This is a genomic window from Sphingopyxis sp. MC1 (genome assembly GCF_000371385.1).
GTDB lineage: Bacteria > Pseudomonadota > Alphaproteobacteria > Sphingomonadales > Sphingomonadaceae > Sphingopyxis > Sphingopyxis terrae.
The window spans coordinates 101,681-123,856 of record NZ_AOUN01000003.1 but is presented as its reverse complement, the minus strand read 5'-3'; the positions used below and the strand labels follow the sequence as shown (position 1 = coordinate 123,856).

General features: G+C 66.2%; 21 protein-coding genes. 13 read left to right on the top strand and 8 right to left on the bottom strand.

The window, feature by feature from the left end:
• The first annotated feature begins 69 nt into the window (after positions 1-69).
• From EBMC1_RS04350 to EBMC1_RS04325, 6 genes are all read left to right on the top strand, one after another.
• Entirely contained in the window at positions 70-1,113 is a 1,044-nt protein-coding gene (locus EBMC1_RS04350) for a COX15/CtaA family protein (RefSeq protein WP_003041196.1), read from the top strand.
• The gene (locus EBMC1_RS04345) at positions 1,110-1,889 is read left to right on the top strand and encodes a hypothetical protein (protein ID WP_003041192.1); all 780 of its coding nucleotides are present in this window, start codon (positions 1,110-1,112) and stop codon (positions 1,887-1,889) included. The genes EBMC1_RS04350 and EBMC1_RS04345 overlap by 4 nt, the downstream gene beginning before the upstream one ends.
• A gap of 178 nt (positions 1,890-2,067) precedes the next feature.
• The gene (gene rplM / locus EBMC1_RS04340) at positions 2,068-2,547 is read left to right on the top strand and encodes a 50S ribosomal protein L13 (RefSeq protein WP_003041188.1); all 480 of its coding nucleotides are present in this window, start codon (positions 2,068-2,070) and stop codon (positions 2,545-2,547) included.
• Complete coding sequence (gene rpsI, locus EBMC1_RS04335) at positions 2,547-3,044, top strand: 30S ribosomal protein S9 (protein ID WP_003041184.1); 498 nt, start codon at positions 2,547-2,549, stop codon at positions 3,042-3,044. Before rplM ends, rpsI begins: the two co-directional genes overlap by 1 nt.
• A 207-nt stretch (positions 3,045-3,251) precedes the next feature.
• Positions 3,252-6,737: an autotransporter domain-containing protein gene (locus EBMC1_RS04330; protein ID WP_003041181.1), complete on the top strand. Its 3,486-nt coding sequence runs from the start codon at positions 3,252-3,254 to the stop codon at positions 6,735-6,737.
• Positions 6,738-6,875: 138 nt separating this feature from the next.
• Positions 6,876-7,436 carry a type 1 glutamine amidotransferase domain-containing protein gene (locus EBMC1_RS04325; RefSeq protein WP_003041179.1) on the top strand — a complete coding sequence of 187 codons (561 nt, stop codon included), beginning with the start codon at positions 6,876-6,878 and terminating at the stop codon, positions 7,434-7,436.
• On the opposite strand, the gene EBMC1_RS04320 is transcribed toward EBMC1_RS04325, so the two are convergent.
• The 4 genes from EBMC1_RS04320 to EBMC1_RS04305 all read right to left on the bottom strand — a co-directional run bounded on the left by EBMC1_RS04320 (position 7,433) and on the right by EBMC1_RS04305 (position 11,302).
• A complete protein-coding gene (locus EBMC1_RS04320) occupies positions 7,433-8,476 on the bottom strand; it encodes a phosphotransferase (protein ID WP_003041175.1) in 1,044 nt (347 codons plus the stop codon). The two genes, EBMC1_RS04325 and EBMC1_RS04320, sit on opposite strands and share 4 nt — an antisense overlap.
• Positions 8,473-9,564, bottom strand: coding sequence for a hypothetical protein (locus EBMC1_RS04315; protein WP_156000965.1), 1,092 nt, complete (start codon positions 9,562-9,564; stop codon positions 8,473-8,475). The genes EBMC1_RS04320 and EBMC1_RS04315 overlap by 4 nt, the downstream gene beginning before the upstream one ends.
• Positions 9,565-9,626: 62 nt before the next feature.
• On the bottom strand, positions 9,627-10,472 hold the full coding sequence (locus EBMC1_RS04310) for a metallophosphoesterase family protein (protein WP_003041171.1): 846 nt from the start codon (positions 10,470-10,472) through the stop codon (positions 9,627-9,629).
• Positions 10,472-11,302 carry a diacylglycerol/lipid kinase family protein gene (locus tag EBMC1_RS04305; RefSeq protein WP_051066336.1) on the bottom strand — a complete coding sequence of 277 codons (831 nt, stop codon included), beginning with the start codon at positions 11,300-11,302 and terminating at the stop codon, positions 10,472-10,474. The genes EBMC1_RS04310 and EBMC1_RS04305 overlap by 1 nt, the downstream gene beginning before the upstream one ends.
• A gap of 137 nt (positions 11,303-11,439) precedes the next feature.
• Here EBMC1_RS04305 and EBMC1_RS04300 point away from each other — a divergent pair, with 137 nt between their 5' ends.
• Positions 11,440-12,363 (top strand): alpha/beta hydrolase, encoded by a 924-nt coding sequence (locus EBMC1_RS04300; protein WP_003041166.1) that lies wholly within the window; start codon positions 11,440-11,442, stop codon positions 12,361-12,363.
• Entirely contained in the window at positions 12,360-13,142 is a 783-nt protein-coding gene (locus EBMC1_RS04295) for a nucleotidyltransferase family protein (RefSeq protein WP_003041163.1), read from the top strand. Before EBMC1_RS04300 ends, EBMC1_RS04295 begins: the two co-directional genes overlap by 4 nt.
• Positions 13,143-13,152: 10 nt before the next feature.
• Here the strand turns inward: EBMC1_RS04295 and EBMC1_RS04290 are convergent, their stop codons facing one another.
• Positions 13,153-14,172, bottom strand: a complete 1,020-nt coding sequence (locus EBMC1_RS04290; RefSeq protein ID WP_003041160.1) for a glycosyltransferase — start codon at positions 14,170-14,172, stop codon at positions 13,153-13,155.
• Positions 14,169-15,236 carry a glycosyltransferase family 2 protein gene (locus EBMC1_RS17735; RefSeq protein ID WP_196795395.1) on the bottom strand — a complete coding sequence of 356 codons (1,068 nt, stop codon included), beginning with the start codon at positions 15,234-15,236 and terminating at the stop codon, positions 14,169-14,171. Before EBMC1_RS17735 ends, EBMC1_RS04290 begins: the two co-directional genes overlap by 4 nt.
• Positions 15,237-15,377: 141 nt before the next feature.
• Here EBMC1_RS17735 and EBMC1_RS04280 point away from each other — a divergent pair, with 141 nt between their 5' ends.
• Positions 15,378-16,787 (top strand): lipopolysaccharide biosynthesis protein, encoded by a 1,410-nt coding sequence (locus EBMC1_RS04280; protein ID WP_003041155.1) that lies wholly within the window; start codon positions 15,378-15,380, stop codon positions 16,785-16,787.
• Positions 16,784-17,950, top strand: a complete 1,167-nt coding sequence (locus tag EBMC1_RS04275) for a hypothetical protein (protein ID WP_003041154.1) — start codon at positions 16,784-16,786, stop codon at positions 17,948-17,950. The genes EBMC1_RS04280 and EBMC1_RS04275 overlap by 4 nt, the downstream gene beginning before the upstream one ends.
• On the opposite strand, the gene EBMC1_RS04270 is transcribed toward EBMC1_RS04275, so the two are convergent.
• Positions 17,947-18,639: an HAD-IB family hydrolase gene (locus EBMC1_RS04270; RefSeq protein ID WP_040589596.1), complete on the bottom strand. Its 693-nt coding sequence runs from the start codon at positions 18,637-18,639 to the stop codon at positions 17,947-17,949. The two genes, EBMC1_RS04275 and EBMC1_RS04270, sit on opposite strands and share 4 nt — an antisense overlap.
• Before the next feature lie 126 nt (positions 18,640-18,765).
• On the opposite strand from EBMC1_RS04270, the gene EBMC1_RS04265 reads away from it, so the two are divergent.
• The 3 genes from EBMC1_RS04265 to zapE are packed head-to-tail and all read left to right on the top strand — an operon-like array spanning position 18,766 to position 21,154.
• A complete protein-coding gene (locus EBMC1_RS04265; protein WP_003041149.1) occupies positions 18,766-19,548 on the top strand; it encodes a succinate dehydrogenase iron-sulfur subunit in 783 nt (260 codons plus the stop codon).
• On the top strand, positions 19,545-20,036 hold the full coding sequence (locus EBMC1_RS04260; protein WP_003041146.1) for a PaaI family thioesterase: 492 nt from the start codon (positions 19,545-19,547) through the stop codon (positions 20,034-20,036). Before EBMC1_RS04265 ends, EBMC1_RS04260 begins: the two co-directional genes overlap by 4 nt.
• A complete protein-coding gene (gene zapE, locus EBMC1_RS04255) occupies positions 20,033-21,154 on the top strand; it encodes a cell division protein ZapE (protein WP_003041143.1) in 1,122 nt (373 codons plus the stop codon). Before EBMC1_RS04260 ends, zapE begins: the two co-directional genes overlap by 4 nt.
• Here zapE and EBMC1_RS04250 read toward each other — a convergent pair.
• A complete protein-coding gene (locus EBMC1_RS04250) occupies positions 21,125-22,168 on the bottom strand; it encodes a polysaccharide deacetylase family protein (protein ID WP_003041141.1) in 1,044 nt (347 codons plus the stop codon). The genes zapE and EBMC1_RS04250 overlap by 30 nt on opposite strands.
• Positions 22,169-22,176: the final 8 nt, after the last annotated feature.

Here is a 22,176-nt window from a genome sequence, read left to right as displayed (position 1 = left end):
GAGCCATGAATTTCGAGCGCCGCCGCCGCCTCTTGCCTATCGCCCGGCAAGCGCCGATAGGGCGGGGCGATGTTGAACGCTTCGTCATCGGCCCGGCCGCTCCATCCCCGCCCCGCCGCGCTCGCGCGCTGGCTGTGGGCTGTTGCCATCCTCGTCATCATGGTCGTCGCCGTCGGCGGCATCACCCGGCTGACCGAATCGGGGCTGTCGATCACCGAATGGAAGCCCGTATCGGGGGTGCTGCCGCCGCTGACCGAGGCCGGATGGCAGGCCGAGTTCGAAAAATACAAGCGGATCCCCGAATATAAGGAGATCAACCTCGGCATGTCGCTCGCGGCCTTCAAGGGGATCTTCTTCTGGGAGTGGCTGCACCGGATCCTTGGCCGTCTGGTCGGCATGGCTTTGCTGGTGCCGCTTGCCTGGTACGCATGGCGCCGCGCGATTCCGGCGGGCTATGGCTGGCGGCTGTTCGCGCTCGCCGCGCTTGTCGGTCTGCAGGGCGCGATCGGTTGGTGGATGGTCGCGTCGGGACTCGAATATCGCACCGATGTCAGCCATTTCCGACTGGCGACGCACCTTCTGACCGCGCTGTTCCTGCTCGCGGGGCTCGTCTGGACCGCGCGCGATCTTGCCGTTCTGGCGCACGATCCTGGCGCGCGGCCGGCGCGCCTGACCGGCGCGGCGTTGGGCGTTATCGCGATCCTGATCGTCCAGCTGCTGCTCGGCGCATGGGTCGCCGGGCTCAACGCGGGCTATGTCGCAAGCACATGGCCGCTGATGAACGATCATTTCGTTCCCGAAGGCATCGACTGGTCGGGCGGCACGTGGCTCGCCGTCTCCAACGATCCCTTCCTCATCCATTTCCTCCATCGCTGGTGGTCGTGGGTCGCCGCGGGCGCGTTGCTGTTGCTGGCGCGCTCGCTCGCCCGGCAAGGGGCTCGGCGCGAGGCCGGGCTCCTGCTGCTGGTTGTCGCGGCGCAGATGACGCTCGGCATTCTGACGGTCGTGACCGGCGTATCGATGTGGATTGCGGTGTTGCACCAGGTGACGGGCGCCATTCTCGTCGCGACGACTGCCGCCGCGCTGCACCGCCTCGGTCGCGCAGCGGCATGATCGCTCTCGGTGCCCTGTTGCTGCTTGCGGCGCAGGCGCCGGAGCCTCCGGTCCCTTCGGAAACGCAGCAGGTTGCCGCGCTGGCCTTCGCACCGCCGCTCGATCGTCCGCTCACCTATCGCGTCGCAACGCGGCGGTTGAGCCGCGACGGCGGCTTCACCAGCTTTGCGCTCGTTTATGATTTGCGGTGGCAGCGCGTCGGGCGCGGTTATCAGTTGCTGGCGCGGATCGACCGCGTCGAGTCGGACGCGCATCCCGAAGTCGTGCGCACGCTGCGGCTGATGATCGACCCGCTGATCGGCGAGACGCTGACCTATTTCGTCCCCGCCGACGGCAGCTCGGTCGATATGGTCGACCCCGACGGGCTGTGGCGCCGCGTCGTCGACCGGGCGCAGGCGCTTGCGGAGTCGTCGGACCGGCCCGAGGCGAAGCAGGCCGCGCAGATCATCGCTGCCTTGCCGCCAGCCGAGCGCGACAAGCTGGCGAGTGCCGACATCCGCGCCCTCGTCGTGCCCGCGAACGGCGCGATCCCGAACGGCGCCGACGGTCCGATCATGACCGTCACCGTCGCCGGCCGGCGCACCATATCGGCGAGCGAGCCGCCCGCCGCCGGCGCGGCGCAGCCGATCGAGGTCGATACGCGCTGGACGATCGATCTGGCGACCGGGCTGCTCGCCGAGGAGCGCCGCCAGAGCTTCCTGGCGACCGGAAACGCCGCCGATCGCAAGCTGGTCGAGGAGCGGATCAGGGCGCTCGAACCGGGTGATCCCAGCTGATGGTATCATAATACCCGTCAGCAAAGCCGCTCTCAGCTTGACTTTCGGTCTGTCTACCGCCATTGGCCCGCGTCGAAGCGCCGCTTGAGTCCCCTTGGGGTCGGGCGGCGCGGTTTGTTTTCGGGGTGGCGGGCCGTCCGGCCGGTCGCTCCCGTCCATCTCTGTCAAGGAGCGTGCCATGAAGGCGCTGACCAAGACGACCCAGTCGGCGAATGCCGGTACGGTCGAAAAGAAATGGGTGCTGATCGACGCCGACGGCCTGGTTGTTGGCCGCGTCGCTTCGATCATCGCCAATATCCTGCGCGGCAAGCACAAGCCGAGCTTTACCCCCCACGTCGATTGCGGTGACAATGTCATCGTCATCAACGCCGAAAAGGTGAAGTTCACCGGCAAGAAGCTGTCCGACAAGGTCTATTACAAGCACACCGGCTATGCCGGCGGAATCAAGGAAGTCACCGCCCAGAAGGTTCTGGAAGGCCGCTTCCCCGAGCGCGTGCTCGAAAAGGCCATCGAGCGCATGATCCCGCGCGGCCCGCTCGGTCGCCAGCAGATGCGCAACCTGCGCATTTTCGCCGGCAGCGAACATCCGCACGAAGGGCAGAGCCCCGAAGTGATCGACGTCGCGTCGATGAACCGCAAGAACAAGGTGGGTGCATAATGGCTGACGAACAGACCATGACCGATCTCAAGGATCTCGCCGGCGCCGTCGAAGGCACCGTCGCTCCGGCCGCTCCGACGGCTCCGCTCCGCGAAAAGCAGGTCGACAAGCAGGGCCGCGCCTATGCGACCGGTCGCCGCAAGGACGCCGTCGCCCGCGTGTGGGTCAAGCCCGGCACGGGCAAGATCACCGTCAACGGCCGCGACCAGGAAGTCTATTTCGCGCGCCCGACGCTGCGCCTCGTCATCAACCAGCCCTTCGGCCTGACCGAACGCGCCGGCCAGTATGACGTCGTCGCGACCGTCAAGGGCGGCGGCCTGTCGGGCCAGGCAGGCGCCGTCCTGCACGGCATCGCGCAGGCGCTGACCCGCTTCGAACCGGCGCTTCGCGGCACGGTCAAGGCGGCCGGCTTCCTGACCCGCGACAGCCGCGCGGTCGAGCGTAAGAAATACGGCAAGGCGAAGGCCCGCCGCAGCTTCCAGTTCTCGAAGCGCTAAGTTTCTTCCGCCGACGGGCGGAGAAAAGGAGGGCGGTCCGGCGACGGGCCGCCCTTTTTGCGTGGTCCACGCCTGTGCCCCGGGACCGCCTCCGAAATGGCTAAATATCTGTAAACGAACATTGTCATATTCGTGACAGCGGTTATTCTGTCCCCATGTCAGTCGATCCCGACCCGGATCGGATGACACTGAATCAGGGGGTAGAAAATGCAATCTTTTCCGATCTCGCGGCGTGCGCGCCGCGGTGTTCTTCTCGCGTCCGTGTGCGCTGCCGGGATTTTTCAGGCGGCACCTGCTTCGGCGCAGGTCGAAGCGAGCGCGGCTCCGGTGGCCGGTGCCGGCTTTCTCGACGCCGTGGCGCCCGAACCGCAAGACGACGGTCTGAACATCACCCAGGCGGGCGCCTATACCGTCAAGGTGTCGCCCGAACCCGAAATTCTGATCGCCAACCCCGGAACGACGGTGAGTGCGCGTGATCCGAACAATGTGACGGGGATCGGCCAGATGATCATCGATCAGGGCGGTGGCTTCGTCGGCTTGTGCACCGGCACCCTGATCAATCCGCGCACGGTGATTTTTGCGGCGCACTGCGTCAATGAGGCGCCCGGTGCCGACTATGGCGCGGCGACGGGCGGGATTCCGATCGGGTTCGGCTTCGAGAACAACCTGCGTGCCAACGCGCCGGGGGAGACAGATGAATTGATCCGTTGGCTGTTCGGCGGTGCCGACGGCACGGGGCAGTATGAAACGAACACCGCACAATCCTTCTATAACGTCAACCATGTCGCCTATAATCCCTATTCGCTCGAGCCGGATGCGCAGAGCTTCCTCTATGGCGACGTCGCGCTCGCTACGCTCGACACCCCGGCGGCCGATGTTCCCACTTGGGCGCTGCTCTTCTCGCCGCTGCCCCCGACCGATGTCACCGCAGACGGCACCGGATACAATGTCGGCATCTACGGATATGGCAGCGTCGGAACAGGCGAAACCGGCCAGACGGGCGGTTCCGATTTCCGTCGCCGCGCCGCCGAAAACATCCTCGGCGCGCTGACCGACCTCGAAACCTTCGAGGGTTTTCTGTTCGGCGGAGCCCCCAATGGGCTGACCCAGAATCTCTATTTCCTCGACTTCGACGATCCGCGCCGCGGCTTTTCGGGTGCGAGTGTGTTCGATTTCAACGCGTTCCGCGACAATGCGCGCACCGCAGAGGACGGCACGCCGACCGAAGGCATCACCGCTCCCGGCGATTCGGGCGGGCCGCTGATTCTGCAGAATTTTTCGAAGCAGTTGGTGATTGGCGTGCTGTCGGGCGGCTATTCGCGCTTCTTCAACGGCCAGGCGCCCTATAGCTACGGCGCCGTCAGCTTTTATCAGCCGCTCTACCTCTATTGGGACTGGATCGCGGAAAACAATCCCTATCACTATGTCGGGACGAAGGCCGGAAACGGACAGTGGACCGATGCCAATCATTGGGTTTCGACGCTCGATCCCGCCTATATGATCCTGTCCGGCGGTCAGCCCGTTAACGGCATTCCGACGACGCCTGGTGAGCAGATTTTCGGGACCGAAGGGGATTTCGGGCAAATCTGCTATCAGACGACGGGCCTTAACGACTGTTACGATACGGCGACGGGCGTCGAAACGGTGACGGGCGATCCGATCGGGACGGCTGGCAATAACGCCGGTCAGGGGCAGGTCACGGCCGCCGGCGGGTTCATCGACGGCATTGCACCCGAAGCGCAGGCCGATGGGACGGGGACGGTTCTGCCGTCTGCCACGCTGACCAACGGACTGCCGGGCGCGACCGGTTTCGTGCCCGACAATTCGGACCCCGACAACACCGCGGGCACCGCGGCGCGCTATTTCGACGTTACGCTGGCAGCAGCGGGAACGACGACGCTGTCGGGCGCCGATATCACCATCGACCGTCTGAGCATCGGGACTGCCGACGCGGGTTTGGTCATCGCAAGCGGCGCATCGCTCACCACGCTGATGAACACGACGCAATTTGCCGGGCTCAATCAGGTCGACGGCACGTTGACGACGATCGGCGACTATAGCCTGATGGGCGGCGGCCTGCTCGGTTCGGGGCGGATCAATGCGCCCTATCTGACCAGCGTCACCGGCCAGATCGCACCCGGCACGACCACGACCGTCGGGACGCTGACCGTCGGGGGCAATCTGGTGCTTGCATCGGGCAGTCAGTTGTTCGTCAATCTGGGTGACGGCACGTCCGATCTGCTGTCGGTTGTCGCGAACGGCACGTCGCTCGGCACGGCCGACCTTGGCGGTTCGGTGGTTTTCTCGCCGGCCAGCGGCTATTCGGTCAAGGCGGGCGATGAATATGTCTTCCTGACCGCGGAAGGCGGAATTACAGGGACATTCGACAATGTCGCCAATATTTCCGCAATCCTGACGCCCACGCTGACTTACGGTCCCGCGTCGGTCACGGTGGCGATCGACGCCGGTCTCTACGAAAATGTGGTCAGCGGCGCATCGCCCGTTCAGCAGGCCTATGCGCAACTGCTCGACAATTCGCGCGGTGCGGCAGGTCTTTCGGGAGTTTACGGCCCGCTCGACATGCAAAGCGCAGCAACGATCCAGGCGACGCTCGACAGCTGGGCGCCGCGGACCGAAACGTTGCGCGGTTCGCTTGCGACCGTCGCCGTCGACAATATGGCGCGCTTTACCCGCGACCGGCTCCAGCGGCTCGATGAAGCCAGCATGGGTGGAACGCTGGCCTATATCGGCCGACCCATGCAGCTTGCTGCGCTCAACATGACAGCGGCGGGTGCCGACGGCGCTGCGGTGCGCAGCGATTCGGCGCCGATGGCGGTCGAACAGGGCAAGCTGCCCGACGACATGAGCGGCTTCCTTGCCGGCGGTTATCTGGACGGCGACAGCCGTGCGATGGCTACGGCGGTTCCGGCGGCCGGCCGCGATCAATTCGACGGCTTCTACCTTGCGGGCGGCGTTGAAAAGGCGGTCGGCGACGGCAGTCTGGTCGGCTTCTCGCTCAGCTACACCGACGTCAAGGGTAACACCGCGGTCGCCGGCCAGTCGGCGAAGGGCACGCTGGTCCAGGGTACGCTCTACGGCAAGACCCGCTTCGCGGGCGGTGTCGAGCTTGCCGCGCAGGCGAGCGCCGGTGCCTTCGGATCGAAGACCACACGTATCGCCGATCTGGTCGGCACGCCTTATACGCTGACCGGCGAAGACAGTTCGCTTGTCGTGTCGGGCGAGGTCAGCCTGGCAAAGATGTTCGATGCCGGTTCGATGGAAATCGGTCCGCGCGCGGCGCTACGCGCCACGCATATCGGCTTCTCCAAATATAAGGAAACGGGCGGCGTTCCGGCGCTCGTCTATGATCGCGACAGCGTGGACAGCGTGCAGGCGCGCGCCGGGCTCGCCCTGTCGGGCAAGGCCGGCAGCAAGGTTCAGCCCTATCTGAACGCCGATTATGTGCATGAATTCAAGGATGCGCCGGCGGCCTTCGGAGCGAATTTCGTCGGCGGGCTCGGTCCCAATGCTATCTTCGGTTTGGCGGGTACCGACAAGGATTGGGCCGAAGTCGGTGCCGGGCTGACGCTGTCGACCGGCAATGTCGACCTCTCAATTGGCGCCGACACGACGATCGGTCGCAAGGATGTGTCGAACCAGAGCTATCGCGGTTCGGTGACTTTCCACTTCTGACGCCCACCCACGTCAGCGATGCAAAGGGGGCGGTCCGGCGACGGGCCGCCCTTTTTGCGTGGTGCTTTCTAAGCGCCGACTGCAACATCGGGCGATGGCGGCGCGTTGGCTTGGCAAGAGCATCAAAGGAGAAAGCCCATGCCGAACGCCGCATCGCTCACCGGCCGCCAGATATTGATCATGGCGACCGATGGTTTCGAACAATCCGAACTCGAAGTGCCGTTGAAGCAGCTTGAGGACGCAGGCGCCGACATAAGCATCGCGTCGCTGCGGACGGACGACATTCGCGGCTGGGACGGCGACGACTGGGGCAACAAGGTCGCGGTCGATCGTCTGATCAAGGACGTTGATGTCGAAGATTATGACGCGCTGGTGCTCCCGGGCGGGCAGATCAATCCCGATTTGCTGCGCGTAGAAGACGCGGCGATCGACCTGATCCGCGCCTTCGCCAAAGCGGGTAAGCCGATTGCCGCCATCTGTCATGCGCCATGGCTTCTGATCGAGGCCGGACTGGCCGAAGGTCGTCGGATGACCGGTTACAAGTCGATCCGTACCGACATCGATAACGCTGGCGCAAAGCTGCTCGACGAGGCGGTGGTCGTTGATCGCGGGATCATCACGAGCCGCTGCCCCGACGACCTCGACGCCTTTTGTGCTGCGATCGTCGAGGCGGTGGTCGACAGCCTCGTCGCCACCTAGAGAAGGTCGAGGCTGCCGAGCGCGATCGCCTGCCGCGCGGGGCGCTCGGCCATCACCGCGAACATTTCGTCGCCGCGTTCGGTGCGCTCGACATTCATCGATGCGAACACCGCCATGAAATATCCGCTCAGCGCCCCGACACGATAATCGTCCCACAATTCCGCTTCGTCGGGTTCGACGCCGCGCGCGCGCAGCGCAGAGATCCAGGAGTCGAAGGCGGCGCGATCGGCGGCCGCGCGTTCAACCGGATCGGCGATGCTCGTCCCCACCAGATAGGCGATGTCGGTCGCGCCGCTGCCACGGCCCAATGTCTGCCAGTCGACCAGCCAGCAACGCGCTCCGTCGGGGGCGAAGAGGATATTGTCGATGCGCAGGTCGCCGTGAACGATCGTGCGCGCGGCCGGCGTGCGCGTCAGATAGGCGTCGAGACGATCGACGATCCCGGCGCCGAGATCGAGCGCGTCGCGGTCGAGCCGACCCGCGTAGCGCTCGCGAAACCCCTCATAGAGTGCGGGAAACAGCGCGCGGACGAGTTGGCTCGTGTCGCGGTTCAGCCATGGCAGCGCATCCGCGTGGACGTCGTTCCATAACAGCGCATGCAGCCCTGCCGCGGCGTCGATGCAAGGCACGAGCCCGGCAAGACTGAGCCCGGCGAGCTGGTCGCCCTGCCGCGCCGGCGCGAGGTCGGAGAGGAGCAGGATGAAGTCGACGTCATTGTCCGCAATATCGGCATGGTAGCAGTGCGGTGCCGCGACGCCGCTGCCCGCTGCCAGTTCGCGATACCAGCTCACTTCCTTGACATAGGTGGCGGTGAGCGCCGCGATATTGCGGCTTGCCTCGTCATGGCTCGGGCATTTGGCGACGATCGTTGGGGGCAGCCCGGTGCCGTCCGCCCAATCGAGCGTCAGACGAAAGCTGTCGCACATCTGCCCGGTGCCGATGGCGGCAGCGCTAAAGCCTTTGAGCGCGCCCTTGGGCTGACCCAGCTTGTCGGCGATCCAGTCTGCCGTCATCGCCTGCGGCGCGGTCGGAAAGCTCATGCAGCGGGATCCATCAGGCCGGTCAATCCGGTCGGGCTGTGCGGTCCGACGAACAATTGTTCGAGCACCCCGACGCCGTGGTGGGTCCGTCCGCCATCGATCAGTTCCGCAGTCACGAAAGCCTGGATGTGCATCGCCAGCGGATTGCCCCAGCCGCGCTCGGCCTCGGTCAGCCGGTCATGCGCGACGGCAAGCTCGGCGCCATGATCGAGCCCGTGGCCCCAGACGGGATGCGTGTAGCCGAGCCCGCTCATCGCGAACACCGGACCCGCCGGGGTCAGGGCCAGCGCGCGGCCGCCGCCGAGATCGGCGGTCATTCGTGCGATGCGGCGCGTCCCTCTCTGCCAGTCGATGGCAAAGCCGGGCGCATCGAAATGGCGTTCGGTCCCGTCGTCGCCGCTGATCACGCCGCGCCGGTTCCATGGCGCGCCGACACCATCGTCATTGCTGTGGAAGAAGAGCGATGCGGCCTCGAAGTTGCACGGCGTCCACAGCCAGAAGAACTGGTTGAAATTGCCCTCCGGCGGCGGTTGCGGTTCGGCGGCACCGACCGGCCGCACCCCCCAGCTCCGGTCGCGGGTACCCGTCCACCCCGCGCCAAGATCGGTGCGCGCGCCGTCGATCGAAAGCCATCCCGACCAGCGGCCGTTCTGCGTCATCCGCGTATAGTCCATGAACAGCCGCGTACCGTTGCGGCGGATGAAGCGCGGTTCCTCGATCGGAAAATGCCGCCCGGTGAACGTCAGTTCGGCGGCCAGCGGTCCATCGCCTGCGGCGATCCGCAGCGTCACCTTGTGCAGCGGTTCGTCGATGGTGATGGCGATGGGGCCGACCGACAGGTCGAGCCGTTCGCCGCCCGAACGACGGCTGGCGCGCAGATTATGCTGCACCCCCTCGGCGATCACGCAAAAGCTGGCATCGACGATGCCGAGCTGGGGGTAAAACCCCATCGCGGCGGCGAAAAAGACGCTGCCGTCCGCGCTGTAGCCGTTGAAGAAATAGCGGTCGTAGAAGTTGCGGTCGGTCCCGGCGAACGCAATCGGCTCGCTGGTCTGGTGCAACGGATAATCGTCGCCTTTTGTCAGCATGATCCTCATCCCGTTTTTTTGTGCAACCTAACGGGACGCGGCACTGCGTCAATCCCGATGCGTCAATGGACGGGCGGATCGGTCGGCGGCACCGCGCCGACGGGTGCAATGGGCTCGCCGGGTTCGCGTGGCGGCCGCGCGTCGGGCGGTATGGCGTCGATCAGCATGTCGGGAGTCGGCACCCGCGCCAGATTGCGGACGCGGACCGAAATCTCCCCGCCGCGAATACGCAATTCGTTGAAGCTCGGCGGCGTCGACCGGATCCGGCGCGACAGGGTGCCGGCGCCGATCATGCGGATCGGGCCTGCGGGGGTGTCGGCGATCAGATCGAAGGCGTCATGGACATGCCCGGTCAGTACGGCGGCGACGCCGCGATCGGCAAGGGCGGCAAGTGCCGCCGCGCCGCCGCGGGTCAGCGCGCGCCCCTTGGTCCCCGCTTCGACGAGCGGGTGGTGCGCCGTCACCAGCACCTGCGTCCCGCGCGGCAGGGCATCGATCGCCGCGAGTGTGCGGGCGAGCGCCTTGCGTGTCACCCAGCCTTTCGACCAGTCGAGCCGCCATTGCGCCCGCGCCGTGGTCTTCAGCGGAACGACGGCCAGGTTGCGAAAGTCGAGCTCGCGTTCGACCAGCGCCTCGATCCGCCGAATCCGGCGATAAGGGTGCAGGAACCGCGCGACCGGGTTGAAATAAGGCAGGTCGTGGTTGCCGACTTCGACCGTCACAGGCAGGTCGAGCGCCATGATCCAATCGCAGGCGGCGGCGAATTCGCGGCTCCGCGCCCGCATCGTCAGATCGCCGGTTATCAACACCGCGTCGGGCTGTTCGCGGCGAACGCATTCGCGGAACCAGGCGAGCGCGTCGCGATCTTCGAGCCCGAAGTGCAGGTCGCTGATGTGGAACAGGCGCATCAGGCGGTCGCGATGAAGTCGAGCGCGCTCTGCCCGATCGAAAAGCGGGCGGGCGAGGGGATTTCGGCCAGTTCGCCGTCATATTCGAGCGCGATGATGCGATCGCTTTCGAGAATGATTGTTTCCGCGGTCGCGACGCGCTCGTGCGGACCATCGCGAAAATCGCCGCCGAGCCATGCGAGCCCGTGGCGCAGCACATCGCCCGTGGCGTCCGCCACTATGCCGTCGGCGGTAATGCCGTCACGGGTCGGGGTCAGGATGATCGCCGGATAGGCGGCGCCCGATCCCGCGACCTGCACCCCGGGGGCGTTGAGCATTTCCTCGAGCGCGTCGGGCGCTTCGCGGCTCGCTTCGATCAGCCCTTGGCTGCGCATCGTTTCGCGGACCTCGGCCCAGCGTGTCGCCGGCCCCGCGACGACTGTGATGAACGCTTCGCGCGCCGCCGACCGGATGGTCGGGACCGGGGCGCGCCGCCCGCCGCTCACCAGCGCGCGCTCCAAAATGGCGGGGGCCGGATGGTCGCCATGCAAATGTTTCGACAGGAGGTTCAGCGTGCCACCGGGCAGCGGCAACAGCGGGCCGTGCCAGCCTTCGCAACCGGTCGCGGCGGCATTGATCGTCCCGTCGCCGGTCCACACGATCAGCAGGTCGATGTCGCTTGCGCGCAGCGCCGCCGCGTCGGGCAGATCGTCCTTCGGCAGGACGAAGCTTGCCGCGACGCGCGCGCCTGCGGCTGCGCACGCGTCAATCAATTGGCGGTGGATGCTCTCGTCATAGCTGCCGCTCCGGTCGTTGCAGATCAGGGCGGGGCGCGAATAGGGGCTGGTCATGCCCGCCCAACGCACGACGCGCGAAAAGGTAACGCGCACGGCGCTTGTTCGCGCTCGCCGACATCTGTAGGGCGCGGAGACGGGCCGGGTCGCGGGGTGAAGCAATGGCGGATCGGACGGTCAGGGAACAACGGCGGTTGATCAAATTCCTTCTTCTCATCGGCTTGCTCGTGCTGCTGTTCGGCGGCGGAGCCAGGGCGATCGTCGCGGGCGGCGCCAAGTCGCTCGACCTTGCCGACAAGCTGCTCGGCAGCGGCAAGGGCGCGCGCCTGCTCCTTGCGGACCAGCCCTATGGCCGCGGCGTGCGGCAATCGCTCGATATCTGGGTGCCCGAACAGGCGCAGGCGGGCGACCGGCTGCCGGTCGTGGTCTTCTTCTATGGCGGCGGCTGGGGCAGCGGTGAACGGCAAAGCTACGGCTTCGCCGGCCGGGCGCTGGCCAGTCAGGGCTTCGTTGTCGTGATCCCCGATTACCGGCTGGTCCCCAAGGCGCATTGGCCCGACTTTCTGGAGGACGCCGCGGCGGCTGTCGCGTGGACCCACCGCCACATCGGCGAACTGGGCGGCGATCCCGATCGTATCGCGCTGATGGGCCATTCGGCGGGTGCCTATAATGCGGTGATGCTCGCGCTCGATCCGGTATGGATGCGCGCGGCCAAGAGCGACGCGTCGGTGATCCGCGGCGTTGCGGGCCTCGCGGGCCCCTATGATTTCCTGCCGTTCGAAAAGGGCGGCATGGCCGACCGCGCGATGGGCAAGGTGCGCCCGCGCGAAAAGACGCAGCCGATTCACTATGCGCGCGGCGATGCGCCCCCGCTATGGCTGGCGAGCGGCGACGAGGACGAAACGGTGCGCCCGCGCAACAGCCGGAACCTTTCCGCCGCGATCGAACGGCTGGGCGGATCGGCGACGCTGCGCGTCTATCCGGGCATGGGGCACACCGGCATCGTCATGGCGCTTGCGGCCCCCTTTCGCGCGAAAGGGCCAGTGCTCGACGAGGCCACCGACTTTCTGCGCGGCGTGACGGCGCGCCGGGTCGCGCCTGCGGCGGCGGCGCAATGACAGCTCCCATCCCCGGACCGATTTCCGCCATCGTCCTCGCCGGAAGCCGCCCCGGTGCCGACCCGCTGCTGACCGGCAGCGGCGTATCGACCAAGGCGCTGCTGCCGGTCGGCGGACGGCCGATGCTTGTCCATGTCATCGCCGCGCTGCGTGCCGCGCCCGAGGTGGGCGCGATCCGGGTGCTCGCGCAGAACAGCGCCGAACTGGCGCGCGAGCCCATGTTGGCGACCGTGCCCGACCTGCACTTTGCCGATTCGGGACAGGGAATCAGTGCCTCGCTCGCCGCCGCCCTGCCCGAAGGCGACGCACCGGTGCTGGTGACGACGGCCGACAATGTGTTGCTGACGCCTGCGATGATCGCCGAATTCCTCGCCGGGGCAGCGGGCAGCGACGTCGCGGTTGCGATGGTCGAGCGGCGCGTACTGCTCGCGCGCTATCCCGAATCGCGGCGCACCTGGCTCAAATTTCGTCGCGGCTGGTGGTCGGGCGCCAATCTCTTTCGCCTGCGCGGGCAGCGCGTGCTGCCGCTGCTCGACTTTTGGGGACGGATCGAACGCGACCGCAAGAAGGGGCTGAAGATCGTTGCCGCCTTCGGACCGTGGCTGCTCGCGGGAGCTTTGCTGCGACTGTTCACGATCCAGGGCGGCGTCGCCCGCGCCGGGTGCCGCTTCGGCCTCGCCGCGCGCGTGGTGCCGATGTCCGACGCCGAAGCCTGTATCGACGCCGACAAGCCGTCGGACGTGACGCTGATTGAACGCATTCTGGCCCAGCGCGGCTAGGGTCAGGGCCCTATGCGGCCAGGCGCACAAACAGGGCCAGAACGAACCAGCGCCCGAATTTGCGGTGCTGTCGGTGCGTGCGGAGCAGCGCCGCGAAAGGCATCGGCGACGCTGCCTCGGTGAGATCGCGGTAGCGTCGCAGTTCGCGGCGCAGCGCCTGCCACGGAATCCGGCCGGCGCGCGTGCTGACGAGACGCCAGCCGATTTTCGTATATTCCTTCGCGCAAAATTGGGCGAGGCAGTAGCGCATGTCATCGTGCATGGCGGGCAGACCGGCCGTCACCGCCGCCATGATGTCCGCCAGAACCGCTGTCAGCGCGTCATTGCCAGCCGTGTCGAAATGTCCTGCCGTGCGGGTCGCGAGCCCGGTCAGGCTGCCCTCCCGCACACGATAGTCGATCCACGGCGCGGGCTCGTAATAATGACTGCGCACCGTCAAGAACAGATGCGGGACGACTGCCATATCCTCAAAGCAGGCGAGGGGCGGAAAGCGCAGATCATGCCATAGGTTGCGGCGCGCGATCTTGGTCCATAAATGCATCCGGCGGCGAGCGAACAGGCCATGAAGCAATGCTTCGCGGTCGCTCACGATGCGGCGCGCAGTTCCCGTGAAAGCCGCCTCGTCGCGGCCCCGCTTGCGATAATCGCAAAGGACCAGATCGGGTGCATCGCGCATGACGATCGCGTGTAGCGCGGCGATCGCGCCGGGAAGCAGCAGGTCGTCGGCATCGATAAACCAGACATAATCGCCCCTCGCCAAGTCGAGCAGGCGATTGCGCGCCGCGGCGACGCCGCCGTTTTCCGCCTGCCGATGTAAGCTTGCCGCGGGTCCGATCTCTGCGCAGATCCGCGCGCCGATGGCGTCCGATCCGTCGGTCGACCAATCGTCAAGAAGCAGCAGTTCCACGCCCGCCGCGGGAAGCTGCGCGGCGATCGAGGCAAGCGTCTCGGCCAGATAGGGCGCGACGTTGAAAACCGGCATGAGAATGCTGAGCCACGGCCCTTTGTCGTCCGCCGCGCCGTCGTTCACCCGGCATCGTCCGCTTGCGCCAACCACAGGCAGGCGGATAGTATCACCGCGCGCGGCAAGCGCCCGCGGCTCCGGTAAAGGCGCGCGAGCGTCGCAAAAGCGATCGGCGATTCGGCGTCCATCATACCGCGATAGCGGGCGAGCTTGCGGCGCAGGTCACGCCAGGGCATGCGAAAGGCGCTGCTCGACAGCAGCCGCCAGCAGATTTTGGTGAACTCCTTCGCCCAGAAATGCGCGATATGGTGGCGGGTGACGTCGCTCATGGCGGGGAGCGCCTCGCGCGTCGCTGCGTCGAAGCCGGCCAGGCTCATTGCCAGATCGTCGTTCCGGCAATCGTCGAAGCGTCCCCGCGACCGGCGCAGCGCCCCCATGATGCTGTCGGGACGGTCGCGATAGCGCACCCAGGCCTCGGCTGCGTGATAATGGGTCCGGGCACGAAGCAGCAGCCACGGCGTCGTCGCGATATCTTCGAAGCATCGTCCGGCGGGGAAGCGCAGGTCGTCGCCCCAGAGCGACCGGCGCGCGATCTTGCTCCAGCTATGCAGCCGCCGCCGCGCAAAAACGCCTTGCAGCAATGCCTCCCGATCGGCGCTGGGCCGACCGGACGGGCCGGCGAAACTGCTCAGATGCCGGCCGCCGCGCTCGTAATCGCAAAGGACAAGATCGGGCGCATCGCGGTCGATAATAGCCCGGAGCCTGGCGATCGCGCCCGGCATGACTTCATCGTCGGAATCGACGAACCAGATATAATCGCCCCGCGCCGCGTCGAGCATCGTATTGCGCGCCGCGCTCAATCCGGCGTTGCTGGGATGGCGCATCAGCCGGACTTGCGGGTGCGACTGCGGGCAGATCTCGCTACACAGCCCGAGCGAGCCATCGGTCGAAGCGTCGTCGAGCAGGATCACCTCCACCCCAACCGGCGGGAGCTGCGGCAACAGCGACGCCAGGCAATCGCGCAGATAAGGCTCGACATTATAGACGGGGATCAGGATGCTCAGCCACGGGGGCTCGCTGCAAGGCGCACCGCCTGCGGCCCCCCCTTCGATCTGTGCGGACAGACCCACGCGCACTCCCGTTTCCATTCCCGAACGCCTCTGTCCTGTCCCGCGTTACTAGATCAGCAGAGCGAAAGGGAAGTCGTTTTCCGTCGATTTGGCTGTGCAAATGGATGGAAAACGACGCCAAAGGCGATATAGGCCGCGCGCATGGAACCCGCTCCGCCCCCGGCCGACCGCCGGCCACTCTTCTATCGGACCTGGATCGATAAGGGTATTGCGGCGGTGCGGCGCCTCGGCGCGCCGGCTGCCGACACGGGCGACCAGGGGCCTTTCCGGCGCATCATGACCCACCTGAGCTGGATTCTCGGGGGCAAGGGTTATGGCGCAATCCTCAGCCTCTTCTACCTTGCGATCGTCACGCGCGGCCTGGGGCCGGCTGCCTATGGCTCCTTTGCCCTGATTCTCAGTTCGACGCTGGTGCTGCAGGCGATCCTCAATTTCAACATCTGGCAGGTGCTGGTCAAATATGGCCAGGAACATATCCACAGCGGCGATCATCCGGCCCTGGCGCGCCTCATCCGCTTTTGCACCGCGGTCGATCTGGCGATGGCGCTGCTCGGCATTGGCGCGGCGGCGATGATCCTCTGGCTGGGGCGAGGGTTGCTGGGCATGCCGGCCGAACTCGTCTGGACGGCGTTCGCCTATGTCGTGCTGTTCATGCTGTCGATCCGCAATGTGCCGCGCGGGATATTGCGGCTCCATTCCGAATTTTCGCAAACCTTCCTCGCCGAAGCGGTGGTGCCCACGCTGAAGACGTTGGGTGCCGTTGTCGCCTTTTTCACGCACCCGTCGCTCGAGATGTTCCTGATCGTGTGGGCGGGTTCGGAGATGGCGAGCACGCTCGTCTTCTGGTGGCTCGCCAACCGGTCGTGCCGCCGCGCTTATGGCCGACCCGACGGCCGGCATTGGTGGCGCGTGTGGCGCGAGAACAAGGGGCTTCCCGAATTGATGGTCGCATCCAATTTCGGAACCATGGCCTATACGGTGGCGCAGCAACTGCCGGTCTTGCTGGTCGGTTCGTTCGCGGGCGCGACCGAAGCGGGCATCTATCGCCTTGCACATCAGTTGACCCAGTCGATCACGATCATGGCCGGCTTCATCGGCCTCGCCAGTTACACCGAGATGACGAATATCTACGTCAAACAGGGGCTGCGCGGCGTGGCGTCGCTCTATGTCCGGTTGACGCTGATCGCGCTCGGCCTGTTTCTTTTGCTCGCGCCGGCGATCGTGCTGCTCGGCAAGCCGCTGCTGCTGCTCATGTCGGGCCCGGCGTTTCTGGGCGCCTATCCGTTCCTGCTCGTGCTCGGCCTCGCGGCCTGCCTGCAAATGGCGACGGTCAGCTGCGAACCGATGCTGATGGCGGCCGGACGATCGCGCCTGATCATCGGCATCAGGCTGGCGGGCACCGCCACGCTGATCGCCGCCATTTATCTGATGCTGCCGACGATGGGCGCGATCGGCGCCGCTTGGTCCAAGGTGCTGGCCGAAACCGTGACCTTGCTGCTGCTGTTCGGCGCCAGCTTCCTGATCCTTCGCGAAAGCCGGATGCCGTCATGACGAAGCGTATCTTGTTCCTGTTCAACCATGATGCGGCGCATCAGGCGGCGCATATCGCAGGCATAGCGGGCGAACTCGCGCTGCATGCGCCGACGGTTCAGGTCGTCGTCGCCTGCGGCGTCGAGGCGATCCGGCACAAGGTGGCAGAGATCATTCCGGCGGCGGCGCACGACCGTATCGAATGGCGGATGCTCGACCTGCCGGCGGCGGAGCAGCGGCTGCTGGCGCCGATCAACAAGGTGGCGCCGGTGCTGCGCGTCGCGCGTCTTTACCGGCATCTCGATCTGTTCCGCGGCGTCGATCTGGTGGTATCGACCGAACGCACCTGTCTGCGCGTCCGGCGCCGATTGGGGGCGGCGGGGCCGCGCTTTGCCTATGTGCCGCACGGGTCGGGCGACCGGAATGTCGCCTATCATCCCGAACTCGCGCAGTTCGACCTCATGCTGCTCAGCGGACCGAAGCTGGTCGACGAGATGGTGCGTCACGGCATCACCACCGCCGACCAGTGCCGCGTCATCGGTTATCCCAAGTTCGACACGATCGATCCGGCGGTGCGCAAGCGCTTCTTCGACAATGATCGCCCGGTCTTTCTCTATAATCCGCACTTCGATCCGCACCTGTCGTCCTGGTATGGCATGGGCGAGGCGGTGATGGATTTTTTCCTCGCGCATCGCGACTATAATCTGATCGTCGCGCCGCATGTGATGCTGTTCCGCAAGCGGCTGCACTATTCGCTCGAATATCGGACCGCCAAGCTCCGGCCGGACATCGCCGACCGCTTCCGCGCCGCCGACAATATCCTGATCGACGTCGACGGCCCCAATCTCTTCGACATGAGCTACACGATGGCGGCCGACGTCTACATCGGCGATGTGAGCAGCCAGGTTTACGAGTTTCTGCTGCACCGCGGCGCCTGTTATTTTCTCGATCCGAACGGCAAGCCCGCCGACGGCGTGGCCGAGCGCTATGAATTCTGGCGCAACGGGGAGGTCTTGTACGGCCCCGCTGAGCTTGCCGAGCGGATTCCGCACTGGCGCGAAAGTGCGGCGCTGCACCGCGCCGAGCAGGATCGGTTGTTCGCCTACACGATGGACCACCGGAGGGGCGAGACGTCGGTTGCGCGCGGCGCCGCGGCGCTGGAGGCCTTCGTCGAGGGGCGCTAGCCCGTCCCGAAATCCGTCAGCGTCCAGCCGTTGTCGCGTGCCGCTTTGGCAATGCGGCCGCCACGCCCGATCGCAAAGGCTTCGTCGGCGAGCGCGAACAGCGGTGCGTCGCTCGCATGATCCGAATAGGCGCGCATATGGTGCGCGGCGCGTTGCGGGTCGGCGGCAAGCCATTCGGCGACGCGGCGCGCCTTTTCCGGCCCATAGCAATTGGTGCCGTCGAGCGCCGCGAGCCAGCTTCCGTCGGCGGCGCGCCGATGCCGGGTGGCGATGCAGGCATCGAAGCCCATCGCCTCGGCCAGGGCGGCGGCGTAGAATTCGGGGGCCGCGGTTGCCAGCAGCAGATGGTAGCCGGCGGCGCGGTCGCGGGCGATCGCCGCTCTGGCCCCGGGTTGAACGTCGGCGGGAACGCGCCAGGCGGCAAAGTCCGCAGCCAGATGCGCCATTCGCTCCGCCGGCACCCGCCGCCCGAGCATCAATGCGATCGCCGCAGGCTTCAACGCATCGCGGCTGTAGAGGCCGAGCGCATGCCCCGCGAGCAGCCCGAGGAAAACGGGCGCCAGCAGAAGGCGCCATGGCGCGCTGCGCGCGGCCGCCCACAGAAGGAAGAGCGTGAACGTCGGCGTCCGCAGCACGGTGCGGTCGAGATCATAGACGGCAAGGCGAAAGGAGGCGGCGGCGTCGCTCATCGCCATCGGGCCTAGCCGCTCGCAGGGCGTGCTGCCACCGCTTTCGCGCGTGCGCCGCCGCACACCCCCTTGTCGCGGCGGTTCAATGGGGCTACGCAGCCCGCGATTGCATAGGGAGCCCGCGATATGGCCGAATTTCGTCTGCCCAAGAACAGCCGCGTCCAGAAGGGCGGCACGGTCCACAAGGCCGAGGGCGCGAGCAACGTCAAAAAATTCAAGGTCTATCGCTACAATCCCGACAGCGGCCAGAACCCGCATTTCGACACGTTCGAGATCGACACCGACAAATGCGGCCCGATGGTGCTCGATGCCCTCATCAAGATGAAGAGCGAGCAGGATTCGACGCTGACCTTCCGCCGTTCGTGCCGCGAAGGCATTTGCGGCAGCTGTTCGATGAACATGAACGGCAAGAACGGCCTCGCCTGCACCACCGCGATCGAGGATCTGAAGGGCGATATCCAGATCACGCCGCTGCCGCATATGGAGGTCATCAAGGACCTCGTCCCCGATTTCACCCATTTCTATGCGCAATATGCCTCGATCGAGCCGTGGCTGAAGACCAAGTCGACGACGCCCAGCGGCAAGGAGCGGCTCCAGTCGCCTGAAGAGCGCGAGAAGCTCGACGGCCTTTACGAGTGCATCCTGTGCGCCTGCTGTTCGACGAGCTGCCCCAGCTACTGGTGGAACAGCGACAAGTTCCTTGGGCCCGCGATCCTGCTTCAGGCCTATCGCTGGCTCGCCGACAGCCGCGACGAATATACCGGCGAACGGCTCGACGATCTCGAAGATCCGTTCCGCCTCTATCGCTGCCACACGATCATGAACTGCGCCAACGCGTGCCCCAAGGGGCTGAGCCCCGCACGCGCGATCGCCGAGATCAAGAAGCTCGAGGCCGAGCGGCAGGTGTGAACGACGGAATAGAGGACCCCAAGCGCGCGGATCATTTCAGTGCCGAGGCGCTGGAGGGCGGCTGGATCAGCTGGAACCTCAAGGACGCGAGCCGGTTCAACGCCTTTATCGAACCGCTGTCGGTGCGCCTCGAAAGCCCGACCGAGGACGGTCGGCCGCGCGCTCGCGTGCGGATGCTGCCGACGCGCAAACACAGCAATCTGGGCGACAATGTCCATGGCGCAGTAACGCTGGCGCTGGTCGACATCGCACTGTTCGCCGCTTCGCACCAGTTCGGATCGCTCGAGGCGGGCCATTCGGTGACGCTCGATTTGTCGACGCAGTTCGTCGGCGGCGGCCGTCTCGACGAACCGCTCGATGCGGTGGTCGAGCAAGTGCGCGAGACGGGGCGGCTGATCTTCCTGCGGGGGCTGGTCGTTCAGGGGCCGGGTGACGAGCATATCGTGCTGAGCTTTGCGGGGACGATCCGCAAGGCAAGCCGCAAGTGACAGGATTGCTTGCCGCCTATGACGCGCTGGTCGCTGCGGGCGAGCTGAAGCCCGACGCCGAACAGCGGGCGGCGGCAGCACGCCTCGCCGCGCTGCAATCCGATCTGCAGGCGGCGCCGCCGCGCGGCAGCATCTTGTGGCGGATCGCCGGGCGCAAACCCGACGCGCCGCGCGGCGTCTATCTGTGGGGCGCCGTCGGCCGCGGCAAGTCGATGCTGATGGACCTGTTTTACGACCATCTGGCCATCCAGCGCAAAAGGCGCGTCCATTTCCACGCCTTCATGCTCGACGTCCACGCGCGGATGCGCGAGGTGCGCAAGAGCGAGAGCGGCGATCCGATCCCGCAGGTTGCGGCCTCTCTGGTCGAAAATGTCCGCTGCCTCGCCTTCGACGAAATGGTGGTGAACAATAGCGCCGATGCGATGATCCTCTCGCGCCTGTTTACCGCGTTGATCGCGCATGGGGTGACGGTGGTCGCGACGTCGAACCGTCCGCCCGCGGATCTCTACAAGGACGGCCTCAACCGCGAGCATTTCCTGCCCTTTATCGCACTGATCGAGGAACGGCTCGATGTGATGGGCCTTAACGGCCCGACCGATTACCGGCGCCACCGGCTCGGCGACGGCAAGCGCTGGTTCGTGCCAGCCGACGCGGCGGCGACCGAGGCGCTGTCGGCGGCCTTCTTTCGCCTGACCGATTATCCGCCCGAGGACCGCGCGCATGTGCCCTCGCTCGATCTGGACGTCGGCGGCGGGCGGACGCTACATGTACCCAAGGCGCTGAAGGGCGTGGCGGTCTTTTCGTTCAAGCGCCTGTGCGCGGAGGCGCGCGGCGCATCGGACTATCTGGCCGTCGCGCGGCATTTTCACACGGTAATCATCGTCGGCATCCCGCGGATGGGGCCCGAGAACCGCAACGAGGCCGCGCGCTTCGTGACGCTGATCGACGCGCTCTACGAATATAAGGTCAAGCTGCTCGCCAGCGCTGCGGCCGAGCCCGATGCGCTCTATGTGGCCGGCTATGGCGCCTTCGAGTTCGAGCGCACCGCGAGCCGCCTCGCCGAAATGCAGTCCGACGAATATCTGGCGCTAGGCCACGGCCAGGATGACACCGCATAGCACCTTGCCCCACCGCGACGAGTTGATCGTCATGGCGACAACATCGCGGACATAGCGGATTTCGTGCGCGATATGTCCAACCGTCTGCTCTGCGACGCGCCGCAGCGTGCGGAGCGGCTTGGGGGCGGCGGCCGGGATGCGGCCGGGGCGGGTCGGCGGCGCGGGCAGGGTTGCAAAGCCCCCGCTGCTGACTCGCGGATCGTCGGCGACTGCCCGGCACAGCGCCTCCATCCGCGCGATTGCGAGCCCGTTCGGAACCTGACGGTCGCGGCTGAGCAATTCGAAACTGTGGCTGAAGGCCGAAAACTGGATCGCGCCGCTCGCCGCCGAATGATCGAGCGCGTCGCGCATTTCCTCTTCGGACATGGCGCATAGCTGCGCGGGGCGGAAGCTGCTTGCGCGGTCGCGCAGGCCGCTAACCGGCACTTCGCAAATGCCATGATGGACACGCATGCCCAGATTGGCCGGATCGAGCGTGATGTCGCATCCCAGTCCCTGCCAGGCGGCGTTGAAGCTGCTATCGAAGCGGAAGCCCAGCGCGGCGAGGACGCGCAGCGTGTCGTCGTTGGCGCCGAAATTACCGGCGCGGAAGGCGGTCGGTCGGGGCGCCCCGGCACTCGTCAATATGTCGCGGGCGAGCGCGATCAGTTTCTTTTGCGCCGCGAAAGGGAAATCGCCGATATTGCGCCCGCGTAGTTTCCCGACCGGATTGAACCGCGCAAACTCCAGCCATTCGGTGTGGAGGTGCAGTTGCACTTCATGCCCGCGCGCCAGGATCGGGCCGACGATCGCATCGATGATTGCGGGGCCGTGGACGAGCGCGGGCATGGGGTCGACGAAATAGACGCCCTTCAGGCCGAAACGGTCGAGCATGTCCATCTGGAAATGGACGCCGAAATCGCCGTCGCGGCAGCGCCCGAGGACCGAGCTTTCGAAATTGGCGCGCGCGCTCGCGCCGCGGCGATGAAGCCCGGCGGACAATTCGGTATCGAAGCTGATGATCGCGCGCGTCACCCGCCCGC